General features: G+C 70.4%; 25 protein-coding genes and 1 riboswitch. Of the genes, 12 read left to right on the forward strand and 13 right to left on the reverse strand.

Annotation, left to right across the window (positions count from 1 at the left end):
• Genes ABZT49_RS06710 through ABZT49_RS06720 form a run of 3 tightly spaced genes read right to left on the reverse strand, consistent with a single transcriptional unit; the run spans window position 1 to window position 2,738 of the window.
• Entirely contained in the window at window positions 1-837 is an 837-nt protein-coding gene (locus ABZT49_RS06710; protein WP_355284679.1) for an SDR family oxidoreductase, read from the reverse strand.
• A gap of 36 nt (window positions 838-873) precedes the next feature.
• Entirely contained in the window at window positions 874-1,986 is a 1,113-nt protein-coding gene (gene queG / locus ABZT49_RS06715; RefSeq protein WP_355284682.1) for a tRNA epoxyqueuosine(34) reductase QueG, read from the reverse strand.
• A gap of 59 nt (window positions 1,987-2,045) precedes the next feature.
• Complete coding sequence (locus tag ABZT49_RS06720; RefSeq protein ID WP_355284685.1) at window positions 2,046-2,738, reverse strand: glutathione S-transferase family protein; 693 nt, start codon at window positions 2,736-2,738, stop codon at window positions 2,046-2,048.
• Window positions 2,739-3,169: 431 nt separating this feature from the next.
• On the opposite strand from ABZT49_RS06720, the gene ABZT49_RS06725 reads away from it, so the two are divergent.
• From ABZT49_RS06725 to ABZT49_RS06775, 11 genes are all read left to right on the forward strand, one after another.
• Complete coding sequence (locus ABZT49_RS06725; RefSeq protein WP_109973964.1) at window positions 3,170-3,973, forward strand: undecaprenyl-diphosphate phosphatase; 804 nt, start codon at window positions 3,170-3,172, stop codon at window positions 3,971-3,973.
• A 97-nt stretch (window positions 3,974-4,070) separates the two neighbouring features.
• Window positions 4,071-5,888: a methylmalonyl-CoA mutase family protein gene (locus ABZT49_RS06730; protein WP_355284689.1), complete on the forward strand. Its 1,818-nt coding sequence runs from the start codon at window positions 4,071-4,073 to the stop codon at window positions 5,886-5,888.
• 62 nt (window positions 5,889-5,950) lie between these two features.
• Window positions 5,951-6,403: a DNA polymerase III subunit chi gene (locus ABZT49_RS06735; RefSeq protein WP_355284782.1), complete on the forward strand. Its 453-nt coding sequence runs from the start codon at window positions 5,951-5,953 to the stop codon at window positions 6,401-6,403.
• 374 nt (window positions 6,404-6,777) lie between these two features.
• Window positions 6,778-8,316: a S10 family serine carboxypeptidase-like protein gene (locus ABZT49_RS06740; RefSeq protein WP_355284692.1), complete on the forward strand. Its 1,539-nt coding sequence runs from the start codon at window positions 6,778-6,780 to the stop codon at window positions 8,314-8,316.
• A 13-nt stretch (window positions 8,317-8,329) separates the two neighbouring features.
• Complete coding sequence (locus ABZT49_RS06745; protein WP_355284695.1) at window positions 8,330-8,713, forward strand: hypothetical protein; 384 nt, start codon at window positions 8,330-8,332, stop codon at window positions 8,711-8,713.
• 142 nt (window positions 8,714-8,855) lie between these two features.
• Window positions 8,856-9,953 (forward strand): OpgC domain-containing protein, encoded by a 1,098-nt coding sequence (locus ABZT49_RS06750; RefSeq protein ID WP_355284697.1) that lies wholly within the window; start codon window positions 8,856-8,858, stop codon window positions 9,951-9,953.
• Entirely contained in the window at window positions 9,914-10,831 is a 918-nt protein-coding gene (locus ABZT49_RS06755; protein WP_355284700.1) for a GDSL-type esterase/lipase family protein, read from the forward strand. The genes ABZT49_RS06750 and ABZT49_RS06755 overlap by 40 nt, the downstream gene beginning before the upstream one ends.
• Window positions 10,832-11,079: 248 nt before the next feature.
• Window positions 11,080-12,018, forward strand: a complete 939-nt coding sequence (locus tag ABZT49_RS06760) for a TAXI family TRAP transporter solute-binding subunit (protein ID WP_355284702.1) — start codon at window positions 11,080-11,082, stop codon at window positions 12,016-12,018.
• Between the two features lie 99 nt (window positions 12,019-12,117).
• Window positions 12,118-12,327, forward strand: a riboswitch (cobalamin riboswitch).
• A 201-nt stretch (window positions 12,328-12,528) separates the two neighbouring features.
• On the forward strand, window positions 12,529-14,670 hold the full coding sequence (locus ABZT49_RS06765; RefSeq protein WP_355284785.1) for a TonB-dependent siderophore receptor: 2,142 nt from the start codon (window positions 12,529-12,531) through the stop codon (window positions 14,668-14,670).
• Window positions 14,670-14,909 (forward strand): hypothetical protein, encoded by a 240-nt coding sequence (locus ABZT49_RS06770; RefSeq protein WP_355284705.1) that lies wholly within the window; start codon window positions 14,670-14,672, stop codon window positions 14,907-14,909. Before ABZT49_RS06765 ends, ABZT49_RS06770 begins: the two co-directional genes overlap by 1 nt.
• A 23-nt stretch (window positions 14,910-14,932) precedes the next feature.
• Window positions 14,933-16,057 carry a heparan-alpha-glucosaminide N-acetyltransferase domain-containing protein gene (locus ABZT49_RS06775; protein ID WP_355284707.1) on the forward strand — a complete coding sequence of 375 codons (1,125 nt, stop codon included), beginning with the start codon at window positions 14,933-14,935 and terminating at the stop codon, window positions 16,055-16,057.
• A gap of 139 nt (window positions 16,058-16,196) precedes the next feature.
• On the opposite strand, the gene ABZT49_RS06780 is transcribed toward ABZT49_RS06775, so the two are convergent.
• Window positions 16,197-17,060 carry a DUF2490 domain-containing protein gene (locus ABZT49_RS06780; protein ID WP_355284709.1) on the reverse strand — a complete coding sequence of 288 codons (864 nt, stop codon included), beginning with the start codon at window positions 17,058-17,060 and terminating at the stop codon, window positions 16,197-16,199.
• Window positions 17,061-17,211: 151 nt separating this feature from the next.
• Between ABZT49_RS06780 and ABZT49_RS06785 the strand changes: the two genes are divergently transcribed.
• Window positions 17,212-17,457, forward strand: coding sequence for a hypothetical protein (locus ABZT49_RS06785; protein WP_355284712.1), 246 nt, complete (start codon window positions 17,212-17,214; stop codon window positions 17,455-17,457).
• A 60-nt stretch (window positions 17,458-17,517) separates the two neighbouring features.
• Here the strand turns inward: ABZT49_RS06785 and ABZT49_RS06790 are convergent, their stop codons facing one another.
• From ABZT49_RS06790 to ABZT49_RS06830, 9 genes are all read right to left on the reverse strand, one after another.
• Complete coding sequence (locus ABZT49_RS06790; RefSeq protein WP_355284715.1) at window positions 17,518-17,919, reverse strand: DUF6481 family protein; 402 nt, start codon at window positions 17,917-17,919, stop codon at window positions 17,518-17,520.
• A 3-nt stretch (window positions 17,920-17,922) separates the two neighbouring features.
• Entirely contained in the window at window positions 17,923-18,138 is a 216-nt protein-coding gene (locus tag ABZT49_RS06795; RefSeq protein WP_355284718.1) for a hypothetical protein, read from the reverse strand.
• An 86-nt stretch (window positions 18,139-18,224) separates the two neighbouring features.
• On the reverse strand, window positions 18,225-18,434 hold the full coding sequence (locus ABZT49_RS06800) for a cold-shock protein (RefSeq protein WP_093568437.1): 210 nt from the start codon (window positions 18,432-18,434) through the stop codon (window positions 18,225-18,227).
• Between the two features lie 374 nt (window positions 18,435-18,808).
• Window positions 18,809-19,951 carry an NADH:flavin oxidoreductase/NADH oxidase gene (locus ABZT49_RS06805; RefSeq protein WP_355284722.1) on the reverse strand — a complete coding sequence of 381 codons (1,143 nt, stop codon included), beginning with the start codon at window positions 19,949-19,951 and terminating at the stop codon, window positions 18,809-18,811.
• Window positions 19,952-20,284: 333 nt separating this feature from the next.
• On the reverse strand, window positions 20,285-21,757 hold the full coding sequence (gene gatB / locus ABZT49_RS06810) for an Asp-tRNA(Asn)/Glu-tRNA(Gln) amidotransferase subunit GatB (RefSeq protein WP_355284725.1): 1,473 nt from the start codon (window positions 21,755-21,757) through the stop codon (window positions 20,285-20,287).
• A gap of 96 nt (window positions 21,758-21,853) precedes the next feature.
• Complete coding sequence (locus ABZT49_RS06815) at window positions 21,854-22,168, reverse strand: hypothetical protein (protein ID WP_407943453.1); 315 nt, start codon at window positions 22,166-22,168, stop codon at window positions 21,854-21,856.
• Window positions 22,159-23,652: an Asp-tRNA(Asn)/Glu-tRNA(Gln) amidotransferase subunit GatA gene (gatA, locus tag ABZT49_RS06820; RefSeq protein WP_355284730.1), complete on the reverse strand. Its 1,494-nt coding sequence runs from the start codon at window positions 23,650-23,652 to the stop codon at window positions 22,159-22,161. The genes ABZT49_RS06815 and gatA overlap by 10 nt, the downstream gene beginning before the upstream one ends.
• A gap of 82 nt (window positions 23,653-23,734) precedes the next feature.
• Window positions 23,735-24,022 (reverse strand): Asp-tRNA(Asn)/Glu-tRNA(Gln) amidotransferase subunit GatC, encoded by a 288-nt coding sequence (gene gatC, locus ABZT49_RS06825; RefSeq protein WP_093568433.1) that lies wholly within the window; start codon window positions 24,020-24,022, stop codon window positions 23,735-23,737.
• A 111-nt stretch (window positions 24,023-24,133) separates the two neighbouring features.
• Window positions 24,134-24,538, reverse strand: coding sequence for a hypothetical protein (locus tag ABZT49_RS06830; RefSeq protein WP_355284733.1), 405 nt, complete (start codon window positions 24,536-24,538; stop codon window positions 24,134-24,136).
• Between the last annotated feature and the right edge of the window lie 50 nt (window positions 24,539-24,588).

Consider the following 24,588-nt stretch of genomic DNA (forward strand, 5'->3'; position numbering starts at 1 on the left):
CTACATCACCCCCCGCAACCCCTCCCGATACGTCGGATAGGCCAGGTCCACCCCCAGCTCCTCCCGGATCAGCCGGTTCCGCACCCGCTTGTTCTCGCCGTAGAAGCTGCGCGCCATCGGGCTCAGATCGGCCGTGTCGAAATCCACCGCCGGCGGCAGCGGCAGCCCGGCGAGCGCGGCCGCGAAAGCCGTCACGTCCTGGGGCGGCGCCGGCTCGTCGTCGGTGACGTTGTAGATCGCCCCCGGCCGCGGCCGGTCGAGGGAGGCGGCGAGCGTGGTCGCGATGTCGTCGACGTGGATGCGGTTGAACACCTGGCCCGGCTTGACGATGCGCTGCGCCTTGCCCTGGCGCAGCTTCTCGAAGGCGTTGCGGCCCGGCCCGTAGATGCCCGACAGCCGGAACACCTGCACCGCCTTGCCCGTTCGCGCACCGAGCGCCAGCCAGGATTCCTCCGCCGCCACCCGGTCGCGGGTGCGCTGGTGGGTGGGCGCCGGCGGCGTCGCCTCGTCGATCCAGCCGCCGCCCTGGTCGCCGTAGACCCCGATGGTCGAGAGGTAGCCGATCCACCGCGCCGGACCGGCGGCGATCGCGTCCGCGAAGGTCGACAGCACCGGGTCGGCGCCGGAATCCGGCGGGATCGACACCAGGATCGCGTCGGCGCGGCCGAGGTCGTCGGCGATGTGCGGGTCGGTCGCGTCGGGCGAGAACACCCGGAGCGTCACGCCGTCGATGGCGGCGGGCGCCTGGCGGGTCGCCGTGACGTCGGTGAAGCGGGCGCGCTCGCGGGACACGAAATGGCCGGCCGTGTAGCCGAGCCCGAAGACGAACAGGTTCATGCGGCTCAAAAGCCCTGTCTCACGGGGGATGCCGTCTTATGCAGGGCGCTGCCCTGCACCCGCCAGAGGGCTCGCCCTCTGGACGCCCGAGTTTTTCGCAAGATCCCATTCGGCCAGCACGTCGGGATCCTCCTCGTCGGGCGGTGGGGCGGGGGGCAGGCGCCCGAGGCGGGCGAGCGCCCACACCGCCATGCCGCGCACCAGGGGCGACGGATCGTCGAGCAGGCGCGCCGCCTCGCCGGCAAGCGCCTCGTCCCCCGAATTGCCGATGGCGATCAACACGTTGCGCAGGAAACGGTCACGCCCGGTGCGCTTGATCGGCGTGCGGGCGAAGCGCGTGCGGAACTGCGCTTCGTCGAGCCTTGCCAGCTCGGCGAGGGGAGGGGCTGCCAGGTCCTCGCGGGCGCGGAGCCGGGTCTCCCGGGTGGCGGTCGCGAACTTGTTCCACGGGCATACCGCCAGGCAATCGTCGCAGCCGAAGACCCGGTTGCTCATCGGCACCCGGAACTCCGGCGGGATCGGCCCCGCATGCTCGATCGTCAGGTAGGCGAGGCAGCGCCGTGCATCCAGCTGGTAGGGCGCCGGGAAGGCGTTCGTCGGGCAGGCGTCGAGGCAGCGCCGGCAGCGGCCGCAATGGTCGCCCTCAGCTGCGTCCACCGGCAGCTCCACATTCGTATAGATGGCGCCGAGCAGCAGCCAGTTGCCGAAATCCCGCGACAGCAGCACGCTGTGCTTGCCCTGCCAGCCGAGTCCGGCGGCGGCGGCGAGCGGCTTCTCCATCACCGGCGCGGTGTCGACGAAGACCTTGACCTGGCCTCCGGCCTTGGCCGCGAAGGCGCCGCCCAGCTCCTTCAGCTTGCCCTTGATGACGTCGTGGTAGTCGCGCCGCCGCGCGTAGACGGCGATCGACCCGCGGGACGGATCCTGGAGCGCCGCCAGCGGGTCGCCGTCCGGCCCGGCATTGACGCCGAGCATCGCGATGCTGCGCACCTCCGGCCAGAGGCGCGCCGGATCGGCCCGCTCCCCCGTCCGCTCCTCCATCCACGTCATCGTGCCGTGGTGCGAAGCGGCGAGCCAGGCGGCGAGGCGCTCGGGCAGGGCCGGCACCGCGTCGGGCCGGGTGATCGCCAGGGTGTCGAAGCCCAGCACCCGGGCGCGGGTCTCGAGGAAACGGCGGAGGGCTTCGGGTGTGAGCAGGGTTGGGCGCGTCAGAAATCCAGATCCGCGTAATGGTCGGCCGGCGCCATCCCGGCCACCCGGTCGGCGAGCAGGCTGCGGAAGGAGGGGCGCGACTTCACCCGCGCGTACCAGTTCCGCGCCATCTCGTCCTCGTCCCACGGCACGTCGCCGAGATAGTCGACGCAGGACAGGTGCGCCGCGGCAGCGAGGTCGGCATAGGTCAATTGGCTGCCCGCCAGCCAGTTCCGCCGCGAGATCAGGTAGCCGATGTATTTCAGGTGGTAGCGCACGTTGCTGCGCGCCGCCCGGATCGCGTTCATGTCCGGCGGACCGCCGCCGTGCTGCGAGGTCATGAAGCGCTTGTGGATCTTCTCGGTGACGAGGTAGCCGGTCACCTCCTGGTCGAACTTCTGCAGGAACCAGTCGAGGAGGCGGCGCACCTCGACCCGGGCGGCGGGGGATTCCGGCAGCAGCCGCGACCCGCCCAGCCCCAAGCCCCGGGTCTCGTCGAGGTACTCGGCGATGATGCCGCCGCCCGGCACGGCGAGCCCGCCCTCCTCGACCAGCACCGGGGTGGTGCCGGCCGGGTTCATCATCAAGAAGTCCTCCCGGCGCTCCCACGGGCGTTCTTCGACGAGCTGGGGCTCCATGCCCATCTCGGCCATGATGAGGCGCACGAAGCGGGAATGCGGGCAGAACGAGGAATGGTGGAGCGTCGCCATGCGGGGCCGTTTCGCGCTTCGTCTGTTGGCTGGCCTTGAAGGTCGGCTCGCGGTGGGTCGTGTCCGTCAGGATTGGCCCGGACGTGATTAACGTCCGGTCACCGGTTCATAGAAAACTTTCGGCATCCTTAACATGGGTGGTGCGGGCTGGTAACCGAGCCTCAACCCTAATGGTGCGAGGCTCCGCCGAGAGGCTGAGAGCTCCGGCATGCGCTTCACCACAGACTTGCCATAGAGGTGGCGCTGGACCGCCGGCGAGAGCGCGGCTTGAAGCCGGGCCCCGTTCCTTCATCCCCGCCGGACGCGGTCGCGACCGCCCGCGGCGCGACCACGAGAGCAGACGACATGACGACGGCGACATCGAGGGCGGGCGGGCCCGCTCGCGGCATGACTTCCCGGTTAGGCAGGGCTTGCGGACGGGGAGCGCGGTGATGGACGTCGCCAGCATCGGCAAGGCCGTCCTGCTCGCCCTCGTCGAGGGCGCGACCGAGTTCATCCCGGTCTCCTCGACCGGGCACCAGCTCCTCGTCGGCCACTTCATCGGCTTCGAATCGCCCAACAACACCTTCGAGGTGCTGATTCAGCTCGGCGCCATCCTGGCGATCGTCGGGGTCTATTTCCGCCAGCTCCTCGACCTGCTGCGGCGTGCGCCCAGCGATCCGAACGCCCGCCGCTTCATCCTGGCGATCCTGATCGCGTTCCTGCCCGCCGCGATCATCGGCGGCCTGTTCTCGAAGTACATCAAGTTCTACCTGTTCAATCCCTGGATCATCTGCTCCACGCTGGTCGCCGGCGGCCTCGTGCTCCTCGTCATCGACGAGACCGAGATCGAGCAGAAATACGACGACGTGCACCAGTTCTCGCTGCCGATGGCCTTGAAGATCGGCCTGTTCCAGTGCCTGGCGATGATCCCTGGCGTGTCGCGGTCGGGCGCCACCATCGTCGGCGCCATGCTGATGGGCTCGGGCAAGCGCGCCGCCACCGAGTTCTCGTTCTACCTCGCCATGCCGACCATGGCCGGCGCCTTCGCCAAGGACCTGCTCGACAACTACAAGAACCTGTCGAAGGACGATGTCGGGCTGATCGCCATCGGCTTCGTGGTGGCGTTCCTGTCGGCCCTGTTCGTGGTCCGCAAGCTCCTCAACTACGTCTCCCGGCACGGCTTCTCGCTGTTCGCCTGGTGGCGCATCATCGTGGGGGCTGCGGGCTTCGCCGGGTTGATCGTGTTCGGCTGACGAAAGGGGGGCGACGCCCCCGTGACGGCACTCGACCATGGGCGGGTCGCGCGGCTATGTCGTGGTCAGGAAACGACCCGCGCCACGAGGACCCGCCATGGACGATACGACGCTCGCCGCCGCGTTTCCGGCCGCCACGGAGGCGCAGTGGCGTGCCCTGGTGGACGGGGTGCTGAAGGGCGCCGATTTCGGCAAGCGGCTGGTGCGCCGCACGCCGGACGGCATCCCGGTCCAGCCGCTCTATCCGCCGGCCGACGCCGCCCCCCAGCCCGGCCGCACGGCGCCCGGGCGCTGGCGGGTGAGCCAGCGGGTCGACCATCCGGATCCCGCCGAGGCCAACGCGCTCGCGCTGACCGACCTCGACGGCGGCGCCGACGCCCTGACCCTGGTGATGGCCGGCAGCCCCGCCGCCCGCGGCTTCGGTCTCCCCGGGCCCCAGGCCCTGGAAGCGGCGCTCGACGGCGTGATGCTGCCGCTGATCGGCCTGCGGCTTGATGCCGGAGCCGTCGCGCCCGAGGCCGCCAGGGCGCTCCTCGCTCTCGCCACGGCCCGTGGCGAAGATCTTTCCGCCCTCGACATCGATCTGGGCCTCGATCCGGTCGCCGTGCAGGCCGCGACCGGGGCGGCGCCGTCCTGGCCGGGCCTCGCCGACCTCCTGCGCGAATTCGAGGCGCAGGGGTTTTCCGGCCGCGCCTTCCTGGCCGACGGCCGCCCCTTCCACGAGGCCGGCGCCGGCGAGGCGCTGGAACTCGCCTGCCTCCTCTCCGGAGCCCTCGCCACCCTGCGGGCGCTCGAGGCCGGCGGGCACGGCCTGGAGCGCGCCCGCGCCGCCCTGGCCTTCCTGCTCGTGGCCGATGCCGACGAGTTCCTGACCGTGGCGAAGACCCGGGCCCTGCGCCGCCTCTGGGCGCGGGTCGAGGAGGCCTGCGGCCTGACGCCGGCGCCGATCCGCCTGCACGCCGAGACCGCCTGGCGCAGCACCACCCGGCGCGACCCCTGGGTCAACATGCTGCGCGCCACCACCGCCGTGTTCTCGGCGGGCCTGGGCGGGGCCGACGCGATCACGGTGCTGCCCTTCACCGCGGCGATCGGGCTGCCCGACGCCTTCGCGCGCCGCTGCGCCCGCAACACCCAGCACGTCCTCCTCGACGAGGCCAATCTCTGGCGCGTCGCCGATCCGGCGGCCGGTGCGGGCGGGTTCGAGGCGCTGACCGACGCGCTCTGCGCCGAGGCCTGGGGGCTTTTCCAGGCGATCGAGCGGGAAGGGGGGATCGCCGAGAGCCTGCGCTCCGGCGCGCTCGCCGGCCGCCTCGCGGCGTTGCGGGACGCTCGCGACACGGATCTCGCCACCCGCCGCCAGCCGATCACCGGCACCAGCGAGTTCCCGGACCTGCACGAGGCGCCCGTAGCGGTGCTGAGTCCCGCTCCGGCCGCCGACGCCCTGCCGGAGGGCGCGCTGCCGTCCCGGCGCCTCGCCGAGCCCTACGAGGCCCTGCGCGACGCCTCCGACGAGATTCTCGCCCGCACCGGCCGGCGCCCGCGCGTGTTCCTGGCCAATCTCGGACCCTTGAGCGCCTTCAACACCCGCGCCACCTTCGCCCGCAACGCCTTCGAGGCCGGCGGCCTCGAGGCGGTGACGAACGAGGGTTTTTCCGATCACGCCGCCCTAGTCGAGGCCTTCCGGGCGTCGGGCACGACTCTCGCCTGCCTGTGCTCCTCGGACGCGGTCTATGCCGAGGAGGCTTTGCCCGCCGCCGAAGCCCTGAAAGCGGCCGGCGCCACCACGCTCTTCCTCGCCGGCAAGCCGGGCGAGCTCGAAGCCCCCTTGCGGGCAGCGGGCGTCGCCCACGACCTCTATGCCGGCTGCGACCTGGTGACACTGCTGGGGCGGGCGCAAGAGGCGGCGAAGGCCTGAAGCCGGACATTGCATCCCGGGCCGGTGCCGTCCGGCCCGGGACGCCCTATCTCGTGGGCACCGTGACCGAGATCCTGTTCTACCACATGCAGCGCCAGCCCCTGGAGACGGTGCTGCCGAGCCTCCTGGAGAAATCCCTGGAGCGGCAATGGCGCGTCGCCGTGCAGGCGACGAGCGAGGAGCGGCTCCAAGCCCTCGACGACCACCTCTGGGTGTTCTCGGAGGAGAGCTTCCTGCCCCACGGCACCGACCGCGACCCCGATTGCGCCACTCAGCCGGTGGTGCTGACCCTGCGCGACGCCAACCCGAACGGCGCCTCGATCCGCTTCCTGGTCGAGGGTGCGGCCCTGCCCGACGACGCGGGTGCCTACCAGCGCATCTGCATCCTGTTCGACGGCACCGACCAGGATGCCCTGCTTCACGCCCGCGAGCAGTGGCGCGGCGCCAAGGAGGCCGGCCACAGCGTCGCATACTGGCAGCAGGACGAGCGCGGCCGCTGGCAGAAGAAGGCGTGAGGCGGGATCGGCGCCTTCCGTGCTGTCGATATGACGCGCATTTCTCCTCTCCCGGGCGGACACAGATATCCGGGGAAAGGAAAGGGCGCGGGTTCCCGCCTCTCCCCGCGGGCGGGGAGAGGGCTGTGCTTCCGTTCAGGAAGCGCAGCGAGCTGCGAACCGCAGGTTCGCCGCGAGGGTGAGGGGGAAGTGCCGGAAGAGGCTCATCCGGAGACACCCCCTCACCCTCGCGCTTCGCGCTCCTTTCGTCCCCGCCGAGGGGGACGAAAGCCTCTCCCCGCCCGCGGGGAGAAGGGATCCCGCGCCTGATCTTTCTCGGGAGAGGGGGCGGAGATCGTTGGACGAACCAGGGCCCCGGCCCGCGAGGAGACGTCATGACCCACCTCACGACCCGCATCCTCGCGCTCGCGGCCGCCCTGCTGCTGGGACCCGCGCCGTTGCTGGCGCAGCCCGCCCGTCAGGAGAATCGCCAGGAGGCGCGCCAGCCGGAAGGCCGGCGGCTGCCGCCCGACGCGACGACCCAGCACAGCCTCACGCTCTCCGACGGCCGCGTTCTCAGCTTCACCGCGGTCGCCGGCAGCCTGCCGCTGGTCGACGAATCCGGAAAGCTCCAGGCCGAGATCGCCTTCACGGCCTTCACCCTGCCGGAGCGCGAGGCGGGCAGGCGGCCGGTCACTTTCGCGGTCAATGGCGGGCCGGGCGCGGCCTCGGCCTATCTCAACCTCGCGGCGGTCGGGCCCTGGCGCCTGCCGCTCGACGGCCCGAGCATCAGCCCCTCGATGCCGCCGACGGCGGTCCCGAACGACGAGACCTGGCTCGACTTCACCGACCTCGTCTTCATCGATCCCGTCGGCACCGGCTACAGCCGCGCCGCCGGCGACGACGGAAAGCGCTACTACGGCGTCGAGAGCGACGCGGCCGTGCTGTCGGCCGCCATCGCCCGCTGGCTGCGCACCAACGACCGGCTCGCCTCGCCAAAATTCTTCCTCGGTGAGAGCTATGGCGGCTTTCGCGGGCCGCTGATCGCCCGCAAGCTCCAGGACGATGTCGGCGTTGGCCTCTCGGGGCTGGTGCTGCTCTCGCCGGTGCTCGATTTCGGCTATCTCCAGCCGCCGCGGCACAACCCTCTCGGCGCGGTGACGCGGCTGCCCTCGCTCGCCGCCGCCGGCCTGGAACGGCGCGGCGAGACGCCCGATTCCGCCCGGATGCGGGAGGCCGAGGCCTACGCCACCGGCCCCTACCTCGCCGACCTCCTGCGCGGGCCCGCCGATTCCGCCGCCACCGAGCGGATGACCGAGCGCGTCGCGGCGCTCACCGGGCTCGATCCCGCGCTCGTGCGCCGCCAGGCCGGCCGGGTCGCCGGTTCGAGCTACCAGCGCGAGGCCGACCGCGACTTAGGGAGGGTGTCGAGCGCCTACGATACCGGCGTCACCGGCTGGGACCCGGATCCGAGCGCCGCGCAGAGCCGCTTCGCCGACCCGATCCTCACCGCCATGCAGGCGCCGCTCACCAGCGCCATCGTCGATCTCACCGCCCGCACCCTGAACTGGCGGGTGCCGAACCTGCGCTACGAGCTCCTCAGCAACGCGGTCAACGGCAGTTGGAACTGGGGTGGCGGCCGCTCGCCGCCGGAGGTGGTGAGCGAGCTGCGCCAGGCGCTCGCCCTCGACGGAGCGATGCGGGTGCTGGTCGCCCACGGCTACACCGACCTCGTCACGCCCTACTTCGCCTCGAAGCTGATCCTCGACCAGATCCCACCCTACGGCCGCGAGACGCGCCTCTCCCTCTCGGTCTATCCCGGCGGCCACATGTTCTATTTCCGCAAAGCCTCGCGGGCGGCCTTGCGCGGGGACGCGCTCCGCCTCTACGAGACGGCCCTGGCCGCGCGGCAGGGCGGCAACGACGGACGATGACGGGCGGGACACGATGCGGCGGACGGTGATCGGAATCGCCCTGACGGGACTCGCCGCGGTGGCATTGCCCCTGGCCGGCTGCAGCAGCACCGACCGGGCCGCCCCGCCGGTGAACCTCGCGACCCCGGTCAAGCCGCCTCCGCCGCCCGCCCCGGCCTGGGGCCCGGTCCTGGCGCCGGACGGCAGCTGCACCGGATCGGTCCCCGCGACCGCGACCGAGATCGCCCCCGGCATCGCCGAGTGCGAGCTGGTGCGGCTGAAGGGCAAGCCCCCGACCGACGTGCTCGTCGGCGAGAGCGGGCGGGGCCAGCGCGAGGTCCAGGTGCTCTACACCGAGCCCGGCGCGAAGGAGTTGTACTTCTTCGTCAACAACCGCCTCGACCGGATCGTGAAGTAGGGCAGGGGCCCCTCCATGATCCCGGACGGCCGCCCGCGCGACGGGTGCGCGGTGGCCGCATCATGCGCTAAATTCAACGACGACAGGCACTCCCCACCGGTCCGGGGACGTCCGCAGGCCGGCAAAAGGGACCACGAGCCTCATGCGTGAACCGAATGCGGTCGATTTCTGGCGCGGCATCGCCCTGATCACGATCTTCATCAACCACATCCCGGGCAACGTCTTCCAGAACTACACCTATTCCCAGTACGGGATCTCGGACGCGGCCGAGCTGTTCGTGTTCCTGGCCGGCTGGTCGATCGGCATCGCCACCCGCGGCCGCGACGGGGTGCCGGAGCCGGCCCTGCGCACGGTGCTGCGGCTGGTCTCGCGCATGGTCGAGGTGTACCGGGCGCAGCTCGTCATCACCGCCATCGCCCTGGCGATGCTGGCGGGCGCGGCCCTCTACCTCGACAACCCGCTGCTGGTGGAGTGGCACAATGCCGGGCCGATCTTCAGCGATCCGATCCAGGCCACCGTCGGCTGGGTGACGCTGCTGCACCAGCTCGGTTTCTTCAACATCCTGCCGCTCTACGTCGTGCTGCTCGGGCTGGCGCCGGCCTTCGTGCTGCTGTCGCGGGTGCATCTCGGCCTCGCGGTCGGGATCTCGGCCCTGCTCTACGCCGTGAGCCTGGTCTTCGAGATCAACATCCCGAGCTGGCCGGTGGAGGGGCACTGGTTCTTCAACCCGCTGTGCTGGCAGCTGCTGCTTGTGCTCGGCTTCGCGGCGCATGAGTGGCGGCGCAGCTCGGAGCGGTTCCTGGCCTGGCGCCGCAAGCTGATGCCGCTCGGAATCGTCATTGTGCTCGTCGGCGCGGTCCTGTCCTGGTTCAACCTGCGACCCGATCCCCTGGCGGTGCCGGAGCCGCGGCTGCTCTTCATCTTCGACAAGTCCTACTTGTCGCCGGCCCGGTTGGTGCATTTCCTCGGGGTGCTCCTCGCCTTCCAGGGCGTGTTCGCCCTGGTTCAGCCGCGGGCGCGCTGGCTCACCCGCCAGCTCGCCGGCCTCGGGCGCAATTCCCTTGCCGTGTTCTCGGTCGGCTCGGTCGCCAGCCTCGGTGCACAACTGATTCGTTTCTGGAGCGGGGGAGGTTTCGCGACGGACCTATTCGTCGTAGGATGTGGGCTGGCCTCACTCTCCTTCACGGCATGGTTCGTCGAATGGCGCTCTCGCTCTCCCCGTCCCTCCTCGGCGGCGTGAGCCTCGCCTTGGTCTCGTGCCTCGGCTTCGCCGTGCAGGCGCAGTCGACGACGCCCCAGCCCGCACAGGTCCAACCTGGACAGGCCCAGCCGGCCCATGCCGAGATCCCGGCGCTCCAGGCGACCGCGTCGGGGCTGGACGCGCCCGATCCGAGCCTCTCGCCCGAGTGCCGGGTGCCGGGCTCCAAGCTCTACACGCTGGCCAAGCTCAAGGCGGTGAAGAAGGCGCTGGTCGAGCACCGGGCGGTCCAGGTCCTGACCATCGGCTCCAATTCCGGCGGCATCGGCACCGCCGCCACCTACCCGGTGCGGCTGGAGGACGCGCTCACCCGCTCGCTCCCCGACATCGAGGTGACGGTGGAGAGCCGCGGCGTCTCGGGCGAGATCGCCTTCGGGGCGGCCGAGCGCCTGCGCAACCAGGTGGCGGAGATCGAGCCCGACCTCGTGGTCTGGCAGGTCGGCGGCAACGACGCGCTCGCCCGCGTCGACATCGAGGATTTCTCGCAATCGCTGGCCGAGACGGTCGCCTGGATCAAGTCGCACGGGATCGACGTCGTGCTGGTCGATCCGCAATATACCGCGAGCCTCGCCAAGGACGACTACTATCGTCAGTTCGTCCAGGCGATCCAGAAAGTCGCCGAGCGCGAGCAGGTGCCGCTGGTCCAGCGCTACGAAGCGATGCGCTACCTCGCCACGCGCGCGATCAGCGCGCTCAAGGGCGAGTCGCGGGGCGACACGGCGCAGTCCGGCGCCGGTTTCCGCCTGGCCGATCTCGGCTACCGCTGCATGGCCGAGCACGTCACCCGGGCGATCACTGTCTCGCTGCTCCAGCCGGACGTGGCGCCGGTGAAGGCGACGGCGCCGGTTCCGGCGAATTGAGGGCGCCCCGACGGGCTGCAGCACGTCGGTCGACTATCACCGTTACAACTCTCCACGTCATCTCGGGGCTCGCCACAGGCGAGAACCCGGGATCCATAACCGCCGATGTTCGAGAATGAGGCGGATCGCGTTCCGCTTTGTCCCAGGAGCGTCGGCGGTTATGGATCCCGGGTTCCGCTGCGCGGCCCCGGGATGACGATGGTGCGTGTCAAAGCCGCCGAGAACCTCCGGCGTACCGGGAAGGGACCATGCTGAAACCCTGGCTGATCGCCGCCGCCTCCTGCATCGCCTTCCTCACCACGATCCCCGCCCCCCGCGCCGCCGAACCCCTGCGCCTCGTCCTCGCCACCGCGACGCCCGGCGGCGGGTTCCCGGCCTATGGCGCGGCGCTGGCGGCGGCCCTCCGGGAGGTGGATCCGGACCTCACTCTGGAGTTGCGCGCCAGCAAGGGCTCGACCGAGAATCTGGTGCTCCTGCGTGACGGCAAGGTCGATCTCGGCCTCGTCCAGGGCGAGTACGCCTACGAAGCGCTCGAAGGGCAGGGTGCACCGGCGGTCACGGTGGTCGCGCCGGTCTACGCCGCACCCGGCCTGTTCGTGGTGCCGGCGGCGAGCCCGGTGACGCGCATCGACGACCTGCGCGGGCAACCTGTTGCCCTCGGCACGAAGAGCTCCGGCCTCACCGCCATGGGCCGAACCGTCCTGCGTGGCTCCGGGATCGACCCCGAGCACGACATCCGCCCGATCCTCCTGGATCACGCCGGCGACGGCCCGGCACTGGTGCGCGACGGACGGGCGGCGGCCCTGTTCGGCGGCGGCACCGGCTGGCCGGGCTTCCGGACCATGGCCGAGGCGCCGGGCGGCGCCCGCTTCCTCGGCCCCCCGGCGGCGGCGATCCCTGCGATCCTGGCGGCGAGCCCGTCCCTGCGGCGCATCACCGTCGCGCCCGGCACCTTCCCGGGCCAGAACGTGGCGATCGAGACGGTGGGATCGTGGAGCTTCGTTCTCGGCCGGCCCGGCCTCGACCCGGCCGCGGTGACCCGCCTCGTCGCGGCGATCGACAGGGCGAAGCCGGCCCTCGCGCGGCTCTTGCCGCACGAGCGGCCGAGCGACCCGCGCAACTTGAAGGAGGCCGTCCCGGCGGCCTGGCTGCATCCCGCGACGGCGGCCTTCCTGCGGGACAAGTAGGGTACGGAGACCGCACCAGCCGGTGTGATCCTGTGGACACAGCGATCGCAACATTATTACATTGCGTTTCTAGATGTTGCTCCCCGGCGGGCAGCCTGCCATGGATGGCGCCGCCAAGGTTCCCCGGGCGCGAGCCCGTGGGCGAAGAGGGAATCCGGTGAGTCCCGACGGGACGATGCCGGGGCTGCCCCCGCAACTGTGAGCGGAGAGGTTCCGCCGCCGACCGCCACTGGTGCGCCTGCACCGGGAAGGCCAGGCGGGATCTGTGATCCGCGAGCCAGGAGACCTGCCTTGAGCGCGCGCCGTCCGGCGCGGTCACGTCCCACGGGCGGTGCGGCCCGGAGGAGCGCTCGGGCCCTGCGCCGCGCGATCGCGCGAACGCAGCCTGCCGCTCGCCCGGATCCGCGTCGCGCGGCAACAGTCGAGTACGCTCCCGTGAAACGCCGTCCGCCGTCCCCCAGCGCTCCGTCCGCTCACCTGGCGCCCCACCGGCGTCGGTACGGCGCGACCCTGGCGACCGCGCTCGCCCTCGGCGCCGCGGTGCCTGAGGCCCGGGCCCAGGAGACCATCGCCCTCGACGAGGTCGTGGTGGAGGGCCCGCGCCCGCCCGTGCCGGGTCCGAGCCTGCCGGTGCTCCCGACGACCGCCGCCGGCACGATCGGCCTCATCGGCCCGACCCCGGGCTTTCGCGCCGACCGCGCCGTCAGCAGCACGAAGACCGACACGCCCCAGCGCGACGTGCCGCAGGTCGTCACCGTCGCTCCCCGCGAGGTCATCACCGATCTGGCGGCGACGCGGGCCGAGCAGGTCCTCGCCTACACGCCGGGCATCGTGCAGCAGAACAATTTCGGCGGCCTCTCGCCCCTCGGCTACGCGGTGCGCGGCGTCGCCACGGCCGAGATCTACAAGAACGGATTTCCCCTCGCCCGCGGATTCCCGCCCCAGCAGGATGCCCAGAACATCGAGCGGATCGAGGTGCTGAAGGGACCGGGCGGCGGCCTGTTCGGCCGCAGCGACCCGGGCGGCCTCGTCAACATCATCACCAAGCAGCCGACGCGGGAGCGCTTCGTCGAGATGGGCGGGCTCTGGGGCTCGTTCGAACAGGTCCGCGGCACGGTCGATGCCGGCGGCAGCCTCAACGAGGAGGGCACGCTCCTCTACCGCTTCAACCTCGCCGCCGGACGCCAGAACAGTTTTCGGGATTTCGTCGACGGCGACCGGCTCCTCGTCGCCCCGGTGGTGAGCTGGCAGGTCACGCCCGACACGCGGGTGACGGTCGAGACCGAATTCTTGCGCAACCGCGCGGTGTTCGACCGCGGCATCGTGGCGATCAACGGGCAGCTCGGCGCCTTGCCGATCTCCCGCTTCCTCGGCGAGCCGGGCCAGAGCATCCACCAATCCAGCGACATGATGCAGGTGCGGGTCGACCATCGCTTCGACGCCGACTGGCAGATGCGGCTCGCGACCTATTTCAACACCGGCGCGCTGACCGGCGAGGCGGTGGAGGTAAGGGGGATCGCCGCCGACAACCGCACGGTCCTGCGCGACCGCAACCTGCGCAATTACCGCTGGGACGTGGCGATCGGGCAGGCCGAGCTGGTCGGGCGCTTCGACACCGCCGGGATCGGCCATACCCTGCTCCTCGGCGTCGAGCGCGAAAGCACCGATGCCCGCTACCAGCAGGTCCGCTCGCGCTTCCGCCAGACGCCCTATTCCCTCGACATCTACGCCCCGGTCTACGGCCGGCCGCTGCCGCCCTTCGCCTTCCAGACCAACGGCTTCGAGCAGGTCACCAACACAGCCTTCTACGTCCAGGACCAGATCGCTTTCAGTCCGGAATGGAAGGCGCTCGTCGGGGCACGGTTCGACGTCTTCGAGCAGTCGTTCCGGGAGCGGACCACCGGGCTCCAGACCGACCAGACCTACTTTGCCGCCTCGCCCCGGGCCGGGCTCGTCTATCAGCCGCTACAGGCGCTCTCCTTCTACGCCAATGTCGGCACCAGCTTCCGGCCGAATACCGGGCCCGACGCCTTCGCGGCGGCGCGAAGCGGGCCCTTCGCGCCGGAGAGCGGCCTCGGCTACGAGGTCGGCACCAAGCTCGACCTGTTCGGGGGCGCCTTGAGCCTCACCGGCGCCGCCTTCCGGGTCGAGCGGCAGAACGTCCTGACTGCCGATCCCAACAATTCCGGCTTCTCGCTCGCGGCCGGCGGCGTCCGCAGCCAGGGCTTCGAGTTCACCGCGTCCGGCCAGATCACGCCGGAGATCAAGCTGCTCGCCGGCTACGTCTTCGCCGACGCGGTGATCACCAAGGACAACGTGCTGCCGGTCGGCGCGCCCTTGATCAACGTGCCGCGCCACTCCGGCAGCCTGCTCGCGGTCCACGAGGTGCAGGAGGGCCCGTGGAAGGGCTTCGGCCTCGGCGGCGGCGTACGCGCCGTCGGCGAGCGAGCCGGCGACGCCAATGCCAGTTTCCGGCTGCCGGGCTACATCGCAGTCGATGCCCTGGCCTATTACCGCTGGGAGAATGTCCGGTTCGGCCTGAACGTCGAGAACGTGTTCGACACCACGTATTACGAAAGCTCGCTCAGCGCGCTCCGGGTCTATCCGGGAGCGCCGCGCCGGTTCACCGGCACCCTGTCGGTGCGGTTCTGATGGTGGCGCTGCGCAAGGGCGATGCCGGCCGCGATGCCGCCGCCGCCCGCGCCCGGCGCTACCGCCGGGACCTCGCGCCGGTGCTCGCCGTGATCACTGCCGAGACCGGCGGAACGCCTGAGGGCATCGCCGCCTCGCTGACCCGGCGCGGGGTGCGCAAGCCCCGCGGCGGCCCGATCTGGACGCCGCCGGACGTGCGCCGGCTCCTCGCCCGCCTCGCCACCGAGACCGGATCATGACGGCAGCGTCCACGTCTACGCCCATGACCGCCCCACGCATCGGCGCGGTCGACGCCCTGCGCGGCCTCGTCATGCTGCTGATGCTGGTCGACCACGTCCGGGAGACGTTCTTCCTGCACGCCCAGGTCCGCGACCCGATGGACCTCGCGGTCACCGCCCCCGATCTGGTGATGACGCGGCTGACCTCGCATCTCTGCGCGCCGGTCTTCCTGCTGCTCACCGGCCTCTCCGCCTGCCTCTACGCGGGCAAGCACGGCACGGGCGCGGCCTCGCGCTTCCTTCTCACCCGCGGCCTTTTTCTGATCGGGCTCGAGGTCACGCTCGTGAACCTCGCCTGGACCGGCCGGCTCCTGCCGCCGGTCCTCTACCTGCAGGTGATCTGGGCCATCGGCCTCAGCATGGTCGCGCTCGCGGGCCTGCTGCGGCTGCCGCGCCCCGCCCTGGTGGCGGTCGCCCTCGTGATCATGCTCGGCCACAATCTCCTCGACGGGATCGTGCTGGCACCGGGCCAGGCCGGCTATGTGCCGTGGTCGATCCTGCACCAGCGCGGCCTCATCGACCTGCCCTGGGGGGTGGCCCGCACCTCCTACCCGGTGCTGCCCTGGATCGGCGTCGCGGCGGCGGGCTACGCCCTCGGGCCGTGGTTCATCCTCGATCCCGATGCCCGGCGCCGCCGGCTCCTCGCTCTTGGGGCGGCGGCGCTCGCCGGCTTCCTGGTACTGCGGGGGCTCGACGTCTACGGCGAGCCGGTGCCGTGGCAGGCCGGCCCGACGATCGGGGCGACGATCCTGTCCTTCCTCAATCTCACCAAGTATCCGCCGTCGGCCTGCTTCCTGCTGCTCACGCTGGGTCTCGGGCTCTGGCTCCTCGCCCTGTTCGAGGCGCCGCCGGCCGCGCGCCTCGCCTGGCTGCGGGTGTTCGGAGGCGCGCCGCTGTTCTTCTACGTCGTCCATCTCTGGTTGTTGCGCGGGCTCTCTCACCTCGCGCTGGCCCTCGGCCTCGTCGGTACGTCCGGCCGGGTCGAGGCCGGATCCCCGGTGCAGCTCTGGTTGATCGCGGCGCTCCTCAGCCTGCCGCTCTACGGGGCGTGCCGCTGGATGGTGGGGCTGAAGCGGCGGAGGCGGCATCCAGTGCTGAGCTATCTGTAATGGCTCAGCTTCAGCCCTCGAAGCTCATGAGCGGTTTTGATACCCACCTCGTGATTCCGGGGCCGCGCAGCGGAGCCCGGAATGATCCTGTGGGGTGGGAACGTCATGCGCCACATTGACCGTTCAGCCGTACGAGACCTCACTGCCGCACGAACACACTCACCGAAATGACGTGATCCATCGTCACCCGGGCGGCCGGCGCGTTGACCGTCTGGTTCGTGTAGCCGACTTCCAGGGTCGACGTCCCGGCGAGCGGTACTTCCAACCCGACGAAGGTGCGGATGCGGTCGAAGCCGGCCTTCGCGCCCCAATCGGTGTCGTTGAGGGCGACGAAAGCCTCGGTCCAGGCCACGGCCGCGACGCCGCGCGTCTCATCGGTCAATGGCACCGTCGCGCGCAGCATCTGGCGCAGGCGGAAGCCCGTGTCCCGCCCGTTGGTCTGGAATCGCTGCTCGAATCGGGTGCGGAACGAGAGCTTGACCCGCTCGACCGTCCCGATCTCCCAGCCGAGCTGCTGGAAGCTGCGATCCTCCGCGAAGGCGCGCTGTCCGAGCGGCGTGTTCTCCACCCGGGCGTAGCCCTGGTAGACGGTGACGGCGTCGTTGATCTTCCACCCGATGGCCGGCCGCAGGATGAGCTGGTCGAGGTTCGCGATGCCCTCGCCGAAGCGCGGCTGCACCTCGGCGAACACCGCGAACGATCCGATGCTGCCGAAGGCCGTGGCGTTGATCCAGAGCTGCCCGTCGTGATCGACCTGCGCCGCCGCCGGCAGGCTCGCGCCGGCGAGCCCGAGGACGGGCAAGAAGACGCGTAGGAGAGGGAGCAGGCGTCCGGCCGCGATCATGCCCATTCCATCGGATGCGCCCGCGCGAATCGGGACGGGGCTCTCCTGAAGGCAAACGAGTGGGCGCGACGCTTTATTGCCGGCAAACCGGCAAGGTTTCACTTCTGTTGCAAGCGGGCCACGAACACCCGCGAAGCGCGGCGTCGACAGTCTATCCATGATCCGCGCCGGGACGCGGCCGCGACCATCGGGCCGCGCAATGAGGATGTTTTTTCTGGCAGGCTATTCGGCTTACCGACCGCCGCAAAAAGCCGGAACCCTTTCCGCCGGGACGAAGTTGCTAGCCCCAGATGAACTGAGGAGATCACCGATGCGGACAGTCTTCACAGCCGGTGCGGCAGCGCTCATCCTGGCCGGATGCTCGGTCTCGGCGATGGCCGAGGAGACCACCGTGATCCACCGCGACCGGGCGCCCGGCATCGCGGTCGAGCATCGCGAGGGCGTCGTCGAGCGCCGCGAGATCACCACCGGCAGCGTCGATTGCGGCTCCAAGACCGTCCACAAGGAGGACGGCATGGGCAACTCAAAGACCGTGCACAAGGAAGGCTGCAACTGACCGTCGGGCCTTCGACCAAGCGCAGCGGGCTGTTTCGACGGTCCGTTGCGCCTGTTTCATTCACCCGCGCTGGCGCGCCTTGCGGGCTGCGTATCGGGCGTCGCGTGCAGCCTTCTTTTCGACCTGGAGCGCCGCATTCGTCCGTGCGGCCTCGGTGGCGCGCTCCGCCTCCTCGGCGGCCGCGATCTCGCGCCGGCGCGCCTCCGCGGCCTGCGCCTCGGCCTCACGCGCCACACGGGCGGCTTCCAGCGCGGTCCGCTCGGCCTCGCGCTCGGCCAGTCGGACGGTCCGTGCCGCGGTGATCGCCTGCCGCACGGCGCGCCGCGCCGCGAAGGCCGGGTCGTCCTCGGTGGGCCGGGCCTGGAACCGGGCGAGCGCACCGGTCCGGGCCGCCGCGGCCGAGCCCAGCCGGTCGCCAAGTGATGCTTCCTTGAACTTGGACGCTTCCTTAAACTTGCCCATCGCTCAGACCCGGCTCAGGGCGAGGGAGCGAACCGGGCGCGAGAACCGGTCGGCGAGGTGCCAATGGAGTTCCCGGATGGAATGGTAACGGTAGGTCCGGTCGATCAGGTGGCTGATATCGTGGCTCTGGTCGTCGACCTGCTGCCAAATCTGCTGCACCTGGAAGGTCGCGGGCTCGATCGCCGCGCTGGTAGACTGCGAACTGAACGTGAAATTCACTCAAATGATCCAATGAAGGTCAGGCCTGCGCCGCGGCGCAGGGTGGGAGATGCGGACGAAACCATCCGCATCCCGGTACCGGAGCGTTACGCGGCGCGCAGGTTGCCGGCCGATTGCTTGCCGCTGCGGCGGTCGGTCTCCATCTCGTAGGAAACCTTCTGTCCTTCCGAGAGGGTCTGCATGCCCGACCGCTCGACGGCGGAGATGTGCACGAACACGTCCTTGCCGCCGTCATCCGGTTGGATGAAGCCGAAACCCTTCTGGACGTTGAACCACTTCACGGTGCCGATCGTCATTGTCGCATCCATAATCTGCAAGCGCATGGTGGAGCTCGGCACGCCGTCGGCAGCGCCAAGACTCGGATCAATCGACGGATTTGGAGCGAGTGGCAGAGCATGCGCCAGCGACAACGCGGCGGAGAGGCTCGGTAATCAGGCCAACAATCGATTCTGCATATTTAATTCAGTTTGCGGCAGGGCGCAAGGCATTCGAAAAAATATTACGCATGCTCGGCGGAACGACTGGAAAATCGCGTGAAAGCGGCGGGAATTTTCGGAAAATCATCCTGTAGAACGCTGCTCTCATACACGACGGTGCACGTCTACCGACCGCCCGGACGGGGGCCGCGATCGGTGCGGGATCCGCTCCGCGACACCCGGCTCCGGATCGCTCAAGCGGTGGCCGTCCCCGGGGCGGGCCAGCCGATGCAGGCCTCGTGGGCGCGAAAGTTGCGCAGCCACCAGCCCCAATCCTCCGGCACCAGCGCGAACGGGTCGGGATGCGCCAGTTCCCGCGCCGCCCAGACCGGCCAGTGCGGGTTCGACAGGGCCGGCCGGCCGAGGAAGACGAGGTCGATCAGTTCGTCGCGGATCACCCGGTCGGCCACCGCCGGCAGGCCGAGATTCCAGCTCACCCCGACCGGGATCCCGACCTCGCGCCGGACCCGCGTGCCGCGCTCGACCATGAACGACATCCGGGCGAAGGGCGGATCGGTCATCGCGTCGGTGTTGAAGCCGATCGACAGGTCGGCGAGGTCGAGGCCGTGCGCCTTCATCCGGCCGACCGCCACCACCGCCTCGTCGAACTGCACGCCGTCCGGGTGGAGATCGTCGGAGCCGAGCCGCATGGTGAGCGGCAGGCGCTCCGGCCATACCGCCCGCACGGCGTCCAGCGCCTCGAGGTGGAATCGCAACCGGTTGTCGAGGCTGCCGCCGTACCGGTCCGTGCGCTGGTTGGCGAGCGGCGAGAAGAAGCTCGCGCCGAGATAGCCGTGGGCGAAGTGCATCTCCAGCCACTCGAACCCGGCTTCGACGGCCCGGCGCGCGGCCTCCGCGTAGGCCCGGTGAATGGCGCCGATCTCCTCGACCGTCAGTTCCTCGACCGGGTAGGTGTAGCGGCCGCCGTAGGAGATGGGGGAGGGGGCCTTGAGCTGCCAGCCCTGGGGATGGTCCGGCGGCAATTGCAGCTTGCCCTCCCAGGGCTTCTGCTCGCTGCCTTTCCGCCCGGTATGGCCGAGCTGGATCGCCGGCACGCCGCCCATCTCCCGAATGATGCGGGCGACGCGGGCGAGGCCCTCGACGTGCCGGTCGTCCCAGATGCCCGCGCAGGCACTGGTGGTGCGCCCTTCCGGGGTGATCGCGATCTGTTCGGGGAAGACGAGCCCGAACCCGCCGGCCGCCCGCGAGCCGTAGAGCATCACGTGGTAGTCGCCCATCGCCCCGTCGACCGACCGGTGCATGGTCATCGGCGACATCGCGATCCGGTTGCGGAGCGTGACGTCCTTCAGGGTGAAGGGGCTGAACAGGTCGGGCATGCGGCCTCGCGGGATGACGCGGACACCCGGATGGTCCTGCCGGGAGGCCGCTCGCGAGGGTATGGGGCCGGAAGCGGGGCCGGCAAGGAAGCCTGCGCGACGAGGGCGATCCGTCGCGGGAGGCGCGACGCCCTCTGAACCCTCCCCCCTCTGCGGGGGAGGGTGGCCCCTGCGTCAGCAGGGGTCGGGAGAGGGGACGCCGCCCCCGGAGAAGACTGAACCGTTCTGAAGTGCGCGAGCTGATCAGCGTGGCGCTGCCCCTCTCCCGCCCGGCTCCGCCGGGCACCCTCCCTCGCAGAGGGGGGAGGGTTCGCGCGGGGAGCCCGAGACCGGTTACTTGATCCCGAGCTTCGCCTTCAGCAGCGCGTTCACCGCCGCCGGGTTGGCCTTGCCGCCCGTCGCCTTCATCGTCTGGCCGACGAACCAGCCGAGCAGGGTCGGCTTCGCCTTGGCCTGCTCGACCTTGTCGGGGTTCGCCGCGATGATCTGATCGATCGCCGCCTCGATCGCGCCGGTATCGGTGACCTGGCGCAGGCCACGGCTTTCCACGACCTGGCGCGGGTCGCCGCCCTCGCTCCAGACGATCTCAAACACGTCCTTGGCGATCTTGCCCGAGATGGTGCCGTCGCCGATGAGGTCGACGATCGCGCCGAGCTGGTCCGCCGAGACCGGGCTGTCCTCGATACCCTTGCCTTCCTTGTTCAGGCGACCGAAGAGCTCGTTGATGACCCAGTTCGCCGCGATCTTGCCGTCGCGGCCCTTGGCCACCGCCTCGAAGTAGTCGGCGGAGGCGCGCTCGGCCACCAGCACCGTCGCGTCGTAGGGCGAGAGGCCGTAGGCGTCGATGAAGCGCGCCTTCTTGGCGTCGGGCAGCTCCGGCAGCCCGGCGGCGAGGCCATCGACGAAGGCCTGATCGAATTCGAGCGGCAGCAGGTCCGGATCGGGGAAGTAGCGGTAATCGTGCGCCTCTTCCTTCGAGCGCATCGAGCGGGTTTCGCCCTTGTTCGGATCGAACAGGCGGGTCTCCTGGTCGATCGTGCCGCCATCCTCGATGATGGCGATCTGGCGCCGCGCCTCGACCTCGATCGCCTGGCCGATGAAGCGGATCGAGTTGACGTTCTTGATCTCGCAGCGGGTGCCGAACGGCTCGCCGGGCTTGCGCACCGAGACGTTGACGTCCGCGCGCAGGTTCCCCTTCTCCATGTCGCCGTCGCAGGTGCCGAGGTAGCGCAGGATGGTGCGCAGCTTCGTCACGTAGGCCTTGGCCTCCTCCGAGGAGCGCAGGTCCGGCTTCGAGACGATCTCCATCAGCGCCACGCCCGACCGGTTGAGGTCGACGAAGCTCATCGTCGGGGACTGGTCGTGCAGCGACTTGCCGGCATCCTGCTCGAGGTGCAGGCGCTCGATCCCGACCCGGATGCTCTCGCCATCGGGGAGATCGACCAGCACCTCGCCCTCGCCGACGATCGGGCTCTTGTACTGGCTGATCTGGTAGCCCTGGGGCAGGTCCGGATAGAAGTAGTTCTTCCGGTCGAACACCGAGCGGTGATTGATCTGCGCCTTGAGACCGAGGCCCGTGCGCACCGCCTGCGCGACGCATTCGCGGTTGATCACCGGCAGCATGCCGGGCATCGCGGCGTCGACCAGCGAGACGTTGTCGTTCGGCTCGGCCCCGAAGGCGGTCGGCGCGCCGGAAAACAGCTTCGAGCGGCTGGTGACCTGGGCATGGATCTCCATGCCGATCACCACCTCCCAGTCGCCCAGCGCGCCCTTGATCAGCTTCTTGGGGTTCACGGGAGCGTTCATGAGGGTCTCGGATTCTCGCACGATTGGCCCCTCTCCCGCGGGAGAGGGGACGGTTTCATGCCTAGTAGGAAGGGTGGCGCCGGCCGGTCAAGCGCGTCAAGCGCGCGGCGCGATCGCCCGCCGGGCACTGTAGCCGATGATCGCGTAGATCAGCGCCGCCGCGGTGCGCACCGGAAAGAAGGTCGGCAGCTCCCGCCCGATCGGCGCCGGCCACGGCACGCCGATCCCGGTCAGCACCCACGACACCAGCACCGAGCCGACCAGCGCGATCATCGCGACGAGCACGACCTTGCCGAACTGGTCCGCCTTCCAGCCGAGATAGAGCGCGAGGCCGATCAGGACCGGATCGAACGCCGCCAGGATCCAGACGGATGGCGGGTAATAGGGGACGGTCGGGTGGTTCACGCCCACCACGCCTGCGGCAGGGCGATGCGGCCCGCCGCCTCTTCGAGCACCTGGCCTGCGGCGAACAGGGTCTCCTCATCGAAGGGCCGGCCGATGAGCTGGAGGCCGAGGGGCAGGCCCTGCGCGTCGAGCCCCGCCGGCACCGCGAGGCCGGGCAGACCCGCCATGTTCACCGTCACGGTGAACACGTCGAGGAGGTACATCTCGACCGGATCGGCCTTCGCCTTCTCGCCGAAGCCGAAGGCGGCGGAAGGGGTGGTCGGGGTGAGGATCGCGTCGACGCCCGAGGCGTAGACTTCCTCGAAGTCGCGCTTGATCAGCGTGCGGATCTTCTGGGCCCGGACGTAATAGGCGTCGTAATAGCCGGCCGAGAGCACGTAGGTGCCGATCATGATGCGGCGCTTGACCTCGCGGCCGAAGCCGGCGGCGCGGGTCTGCTCGTACATCCCGACGATGTCCTTGCCCGGTACTCGCAAGCCGTAGCGGACGCCGTCGTAGCGGGCGAGGTTCGAGGAGGCCTCGGCCGGGGCAACGATGTAGTAGGCCGGCAGGGCATACTTGGTGTGCGGCAGCGAGACCTCGACGACCTTGGCGCCGGCCTCGCGCAGCCACGCGGCGCCCTGCTGCCACAGCCGCTCGATCTCGGCCGGCATGCCGTCGACCCGGTACTCCTTCGGGATACCGATGGTCAGGCCCTTGACGCCGCGGTTCACCGCCGCCTCGAAGTCGGGCACGGGCAAGTCGACCGAGGTCGTGTCCTTGTCGTCGTGACCCGACATCGAGGTCAGCAGGATCGCGGCGTCGCGCACCGTGCGGGTGATCGGCCCGGCCTGGTCGAGGGACGAGGCGAAGGCGACGGTGCCCCAGCGTGAGCAGCGGCCGTAAGTGGGCTTGATGCCGACCGTGCCGGTGAAGGCCGCCGGCTGGCGGATCGAGCCGCCGGTATCGGTGGCGGTGGCGCCCAGGCACAGGCGGGCCGCGACCGCGGCGGCCGAGCCGCCCGACGAGCCGCCGGGGACGAGCTTGGTATCGGAATCCTTGCGGCGCCACGGCGAGATCACCGGGCCGTAGGCGCTGGTCTCGTTCGACGAGCCCATGGCGAACTCGTCGAGATTGAGCTTGCCGAGCATCACCGCGCCGTCGCGCCACAGGTTGTGGCTGACGGTGGATTCGTAGTGCGGCTGGAACCCTTCGAGGATCTTCGAGCCCGCGGTGGTGACGACCCCGTGGGTGCAGAACAGGTCCTTGATGCCGAGGGGCAAGCCCTCGAGAGGCCGGGCCTCGCCGGCGGCGAGCTTCTGGTCGGCGACCTCCGCCATCGCGAGCGCCCGGTCGGGCGTCTCAAGCAGGTAGGCGTTGAGGAGGCGGGCCTTCTCCATCGCGTCGAGATGGGCCTGCGCCAGCTCCCGGGCGGAGAACTCCTTCGCCCGCAGGCCGTCGCGGGCCTGCGCCAGGGTGAGGTCGGTCAGCTCTGCCGGCTTGGTGCTCACGATCGTCCGTCCTGTCGCGGCCCGTCGGCCGCCATGGATGCGCTTACCTGGGTGCGCTTTGGGGTCGGTTCTCGGGTCGAGGTTACTCGACGACCTTCGGCACCACGAAATAGTTGTCCTCGGTCAGAGGCGCGTTGAACACGATCTCGCGGGCGTGCCCGCCATCGGTGATCACATCCTCGCGGCTCTTCATCGCCATCGGCGTCACCGAGGTCATCGGCTCGACGCCCGAGACGTCGACTGCGTCGAGCTGCTCGACGAAGGACAGGATGGCGTTCAGCTCGTCCTGGAGCGGCGCCACCTCGTCGTCGGTGACTGCGATCCGCGCCAGATGCGCGATGCGCCGGACCGTCTTGGCGTCGACCGACATGGGCACTCCGTTCCGACAAGCGGGAGACCGGGCGCGACACGGCCCGGCGGCCGGGTCACGGCCGCGGGGCGCTATAGCACCGGCTTTCGCGCTGCCGCAACGGGCGGAGGGTCAGGCCGCCGGGATCCGCAGCGGCAGCGCCGCGATGGCGTTGGTGCGGGCGTTCGGCACCTCGATCAGCACCGCCCGCGGCTTGAAGTGCCGGCGCGCCTCCGAGCCGCCGAGGTAGAGCACTGCGGCGGCGGTCACCAGCATCAGCTTGTGCTTGCGCTCCATCCGCCGGCGTGCCGGCACGGGAGCGGGGGCCGCGTCCGGGCGGCAAGCGGCATGGCGGCTTGCGCGGCCGATGGCGAGGATCGCGTCCGCCGGCACGCGCCGGCGGGGCGCGGCATCGGTCGGGACGCTCCCGTCGCGGTCGAGCGCCGCCGCGCCCGGGATCGGCTGCGCCGGATCGCCGGTGGGGCTCTGCTCCCGCCGGCCGGGAGCGATCGCGAAGGGAAGGATGTCGGCAGCCACGGACGACCTCGGTGAAGGGGGACGACAGGTTAACGTCTGGTTAATCCCAC

Origin of the sequence: Methylobacterium sp. EM32, from assembly GCF_040593685.1 — a bacterium.
In the GTDB taxonomy this organism is placed as follows: domain Bacteria; phylum Pseudomonadota; class Alphaproteobacteria; order Rhizobiales; family Beijerinckiaceae; genus Methylobacterium.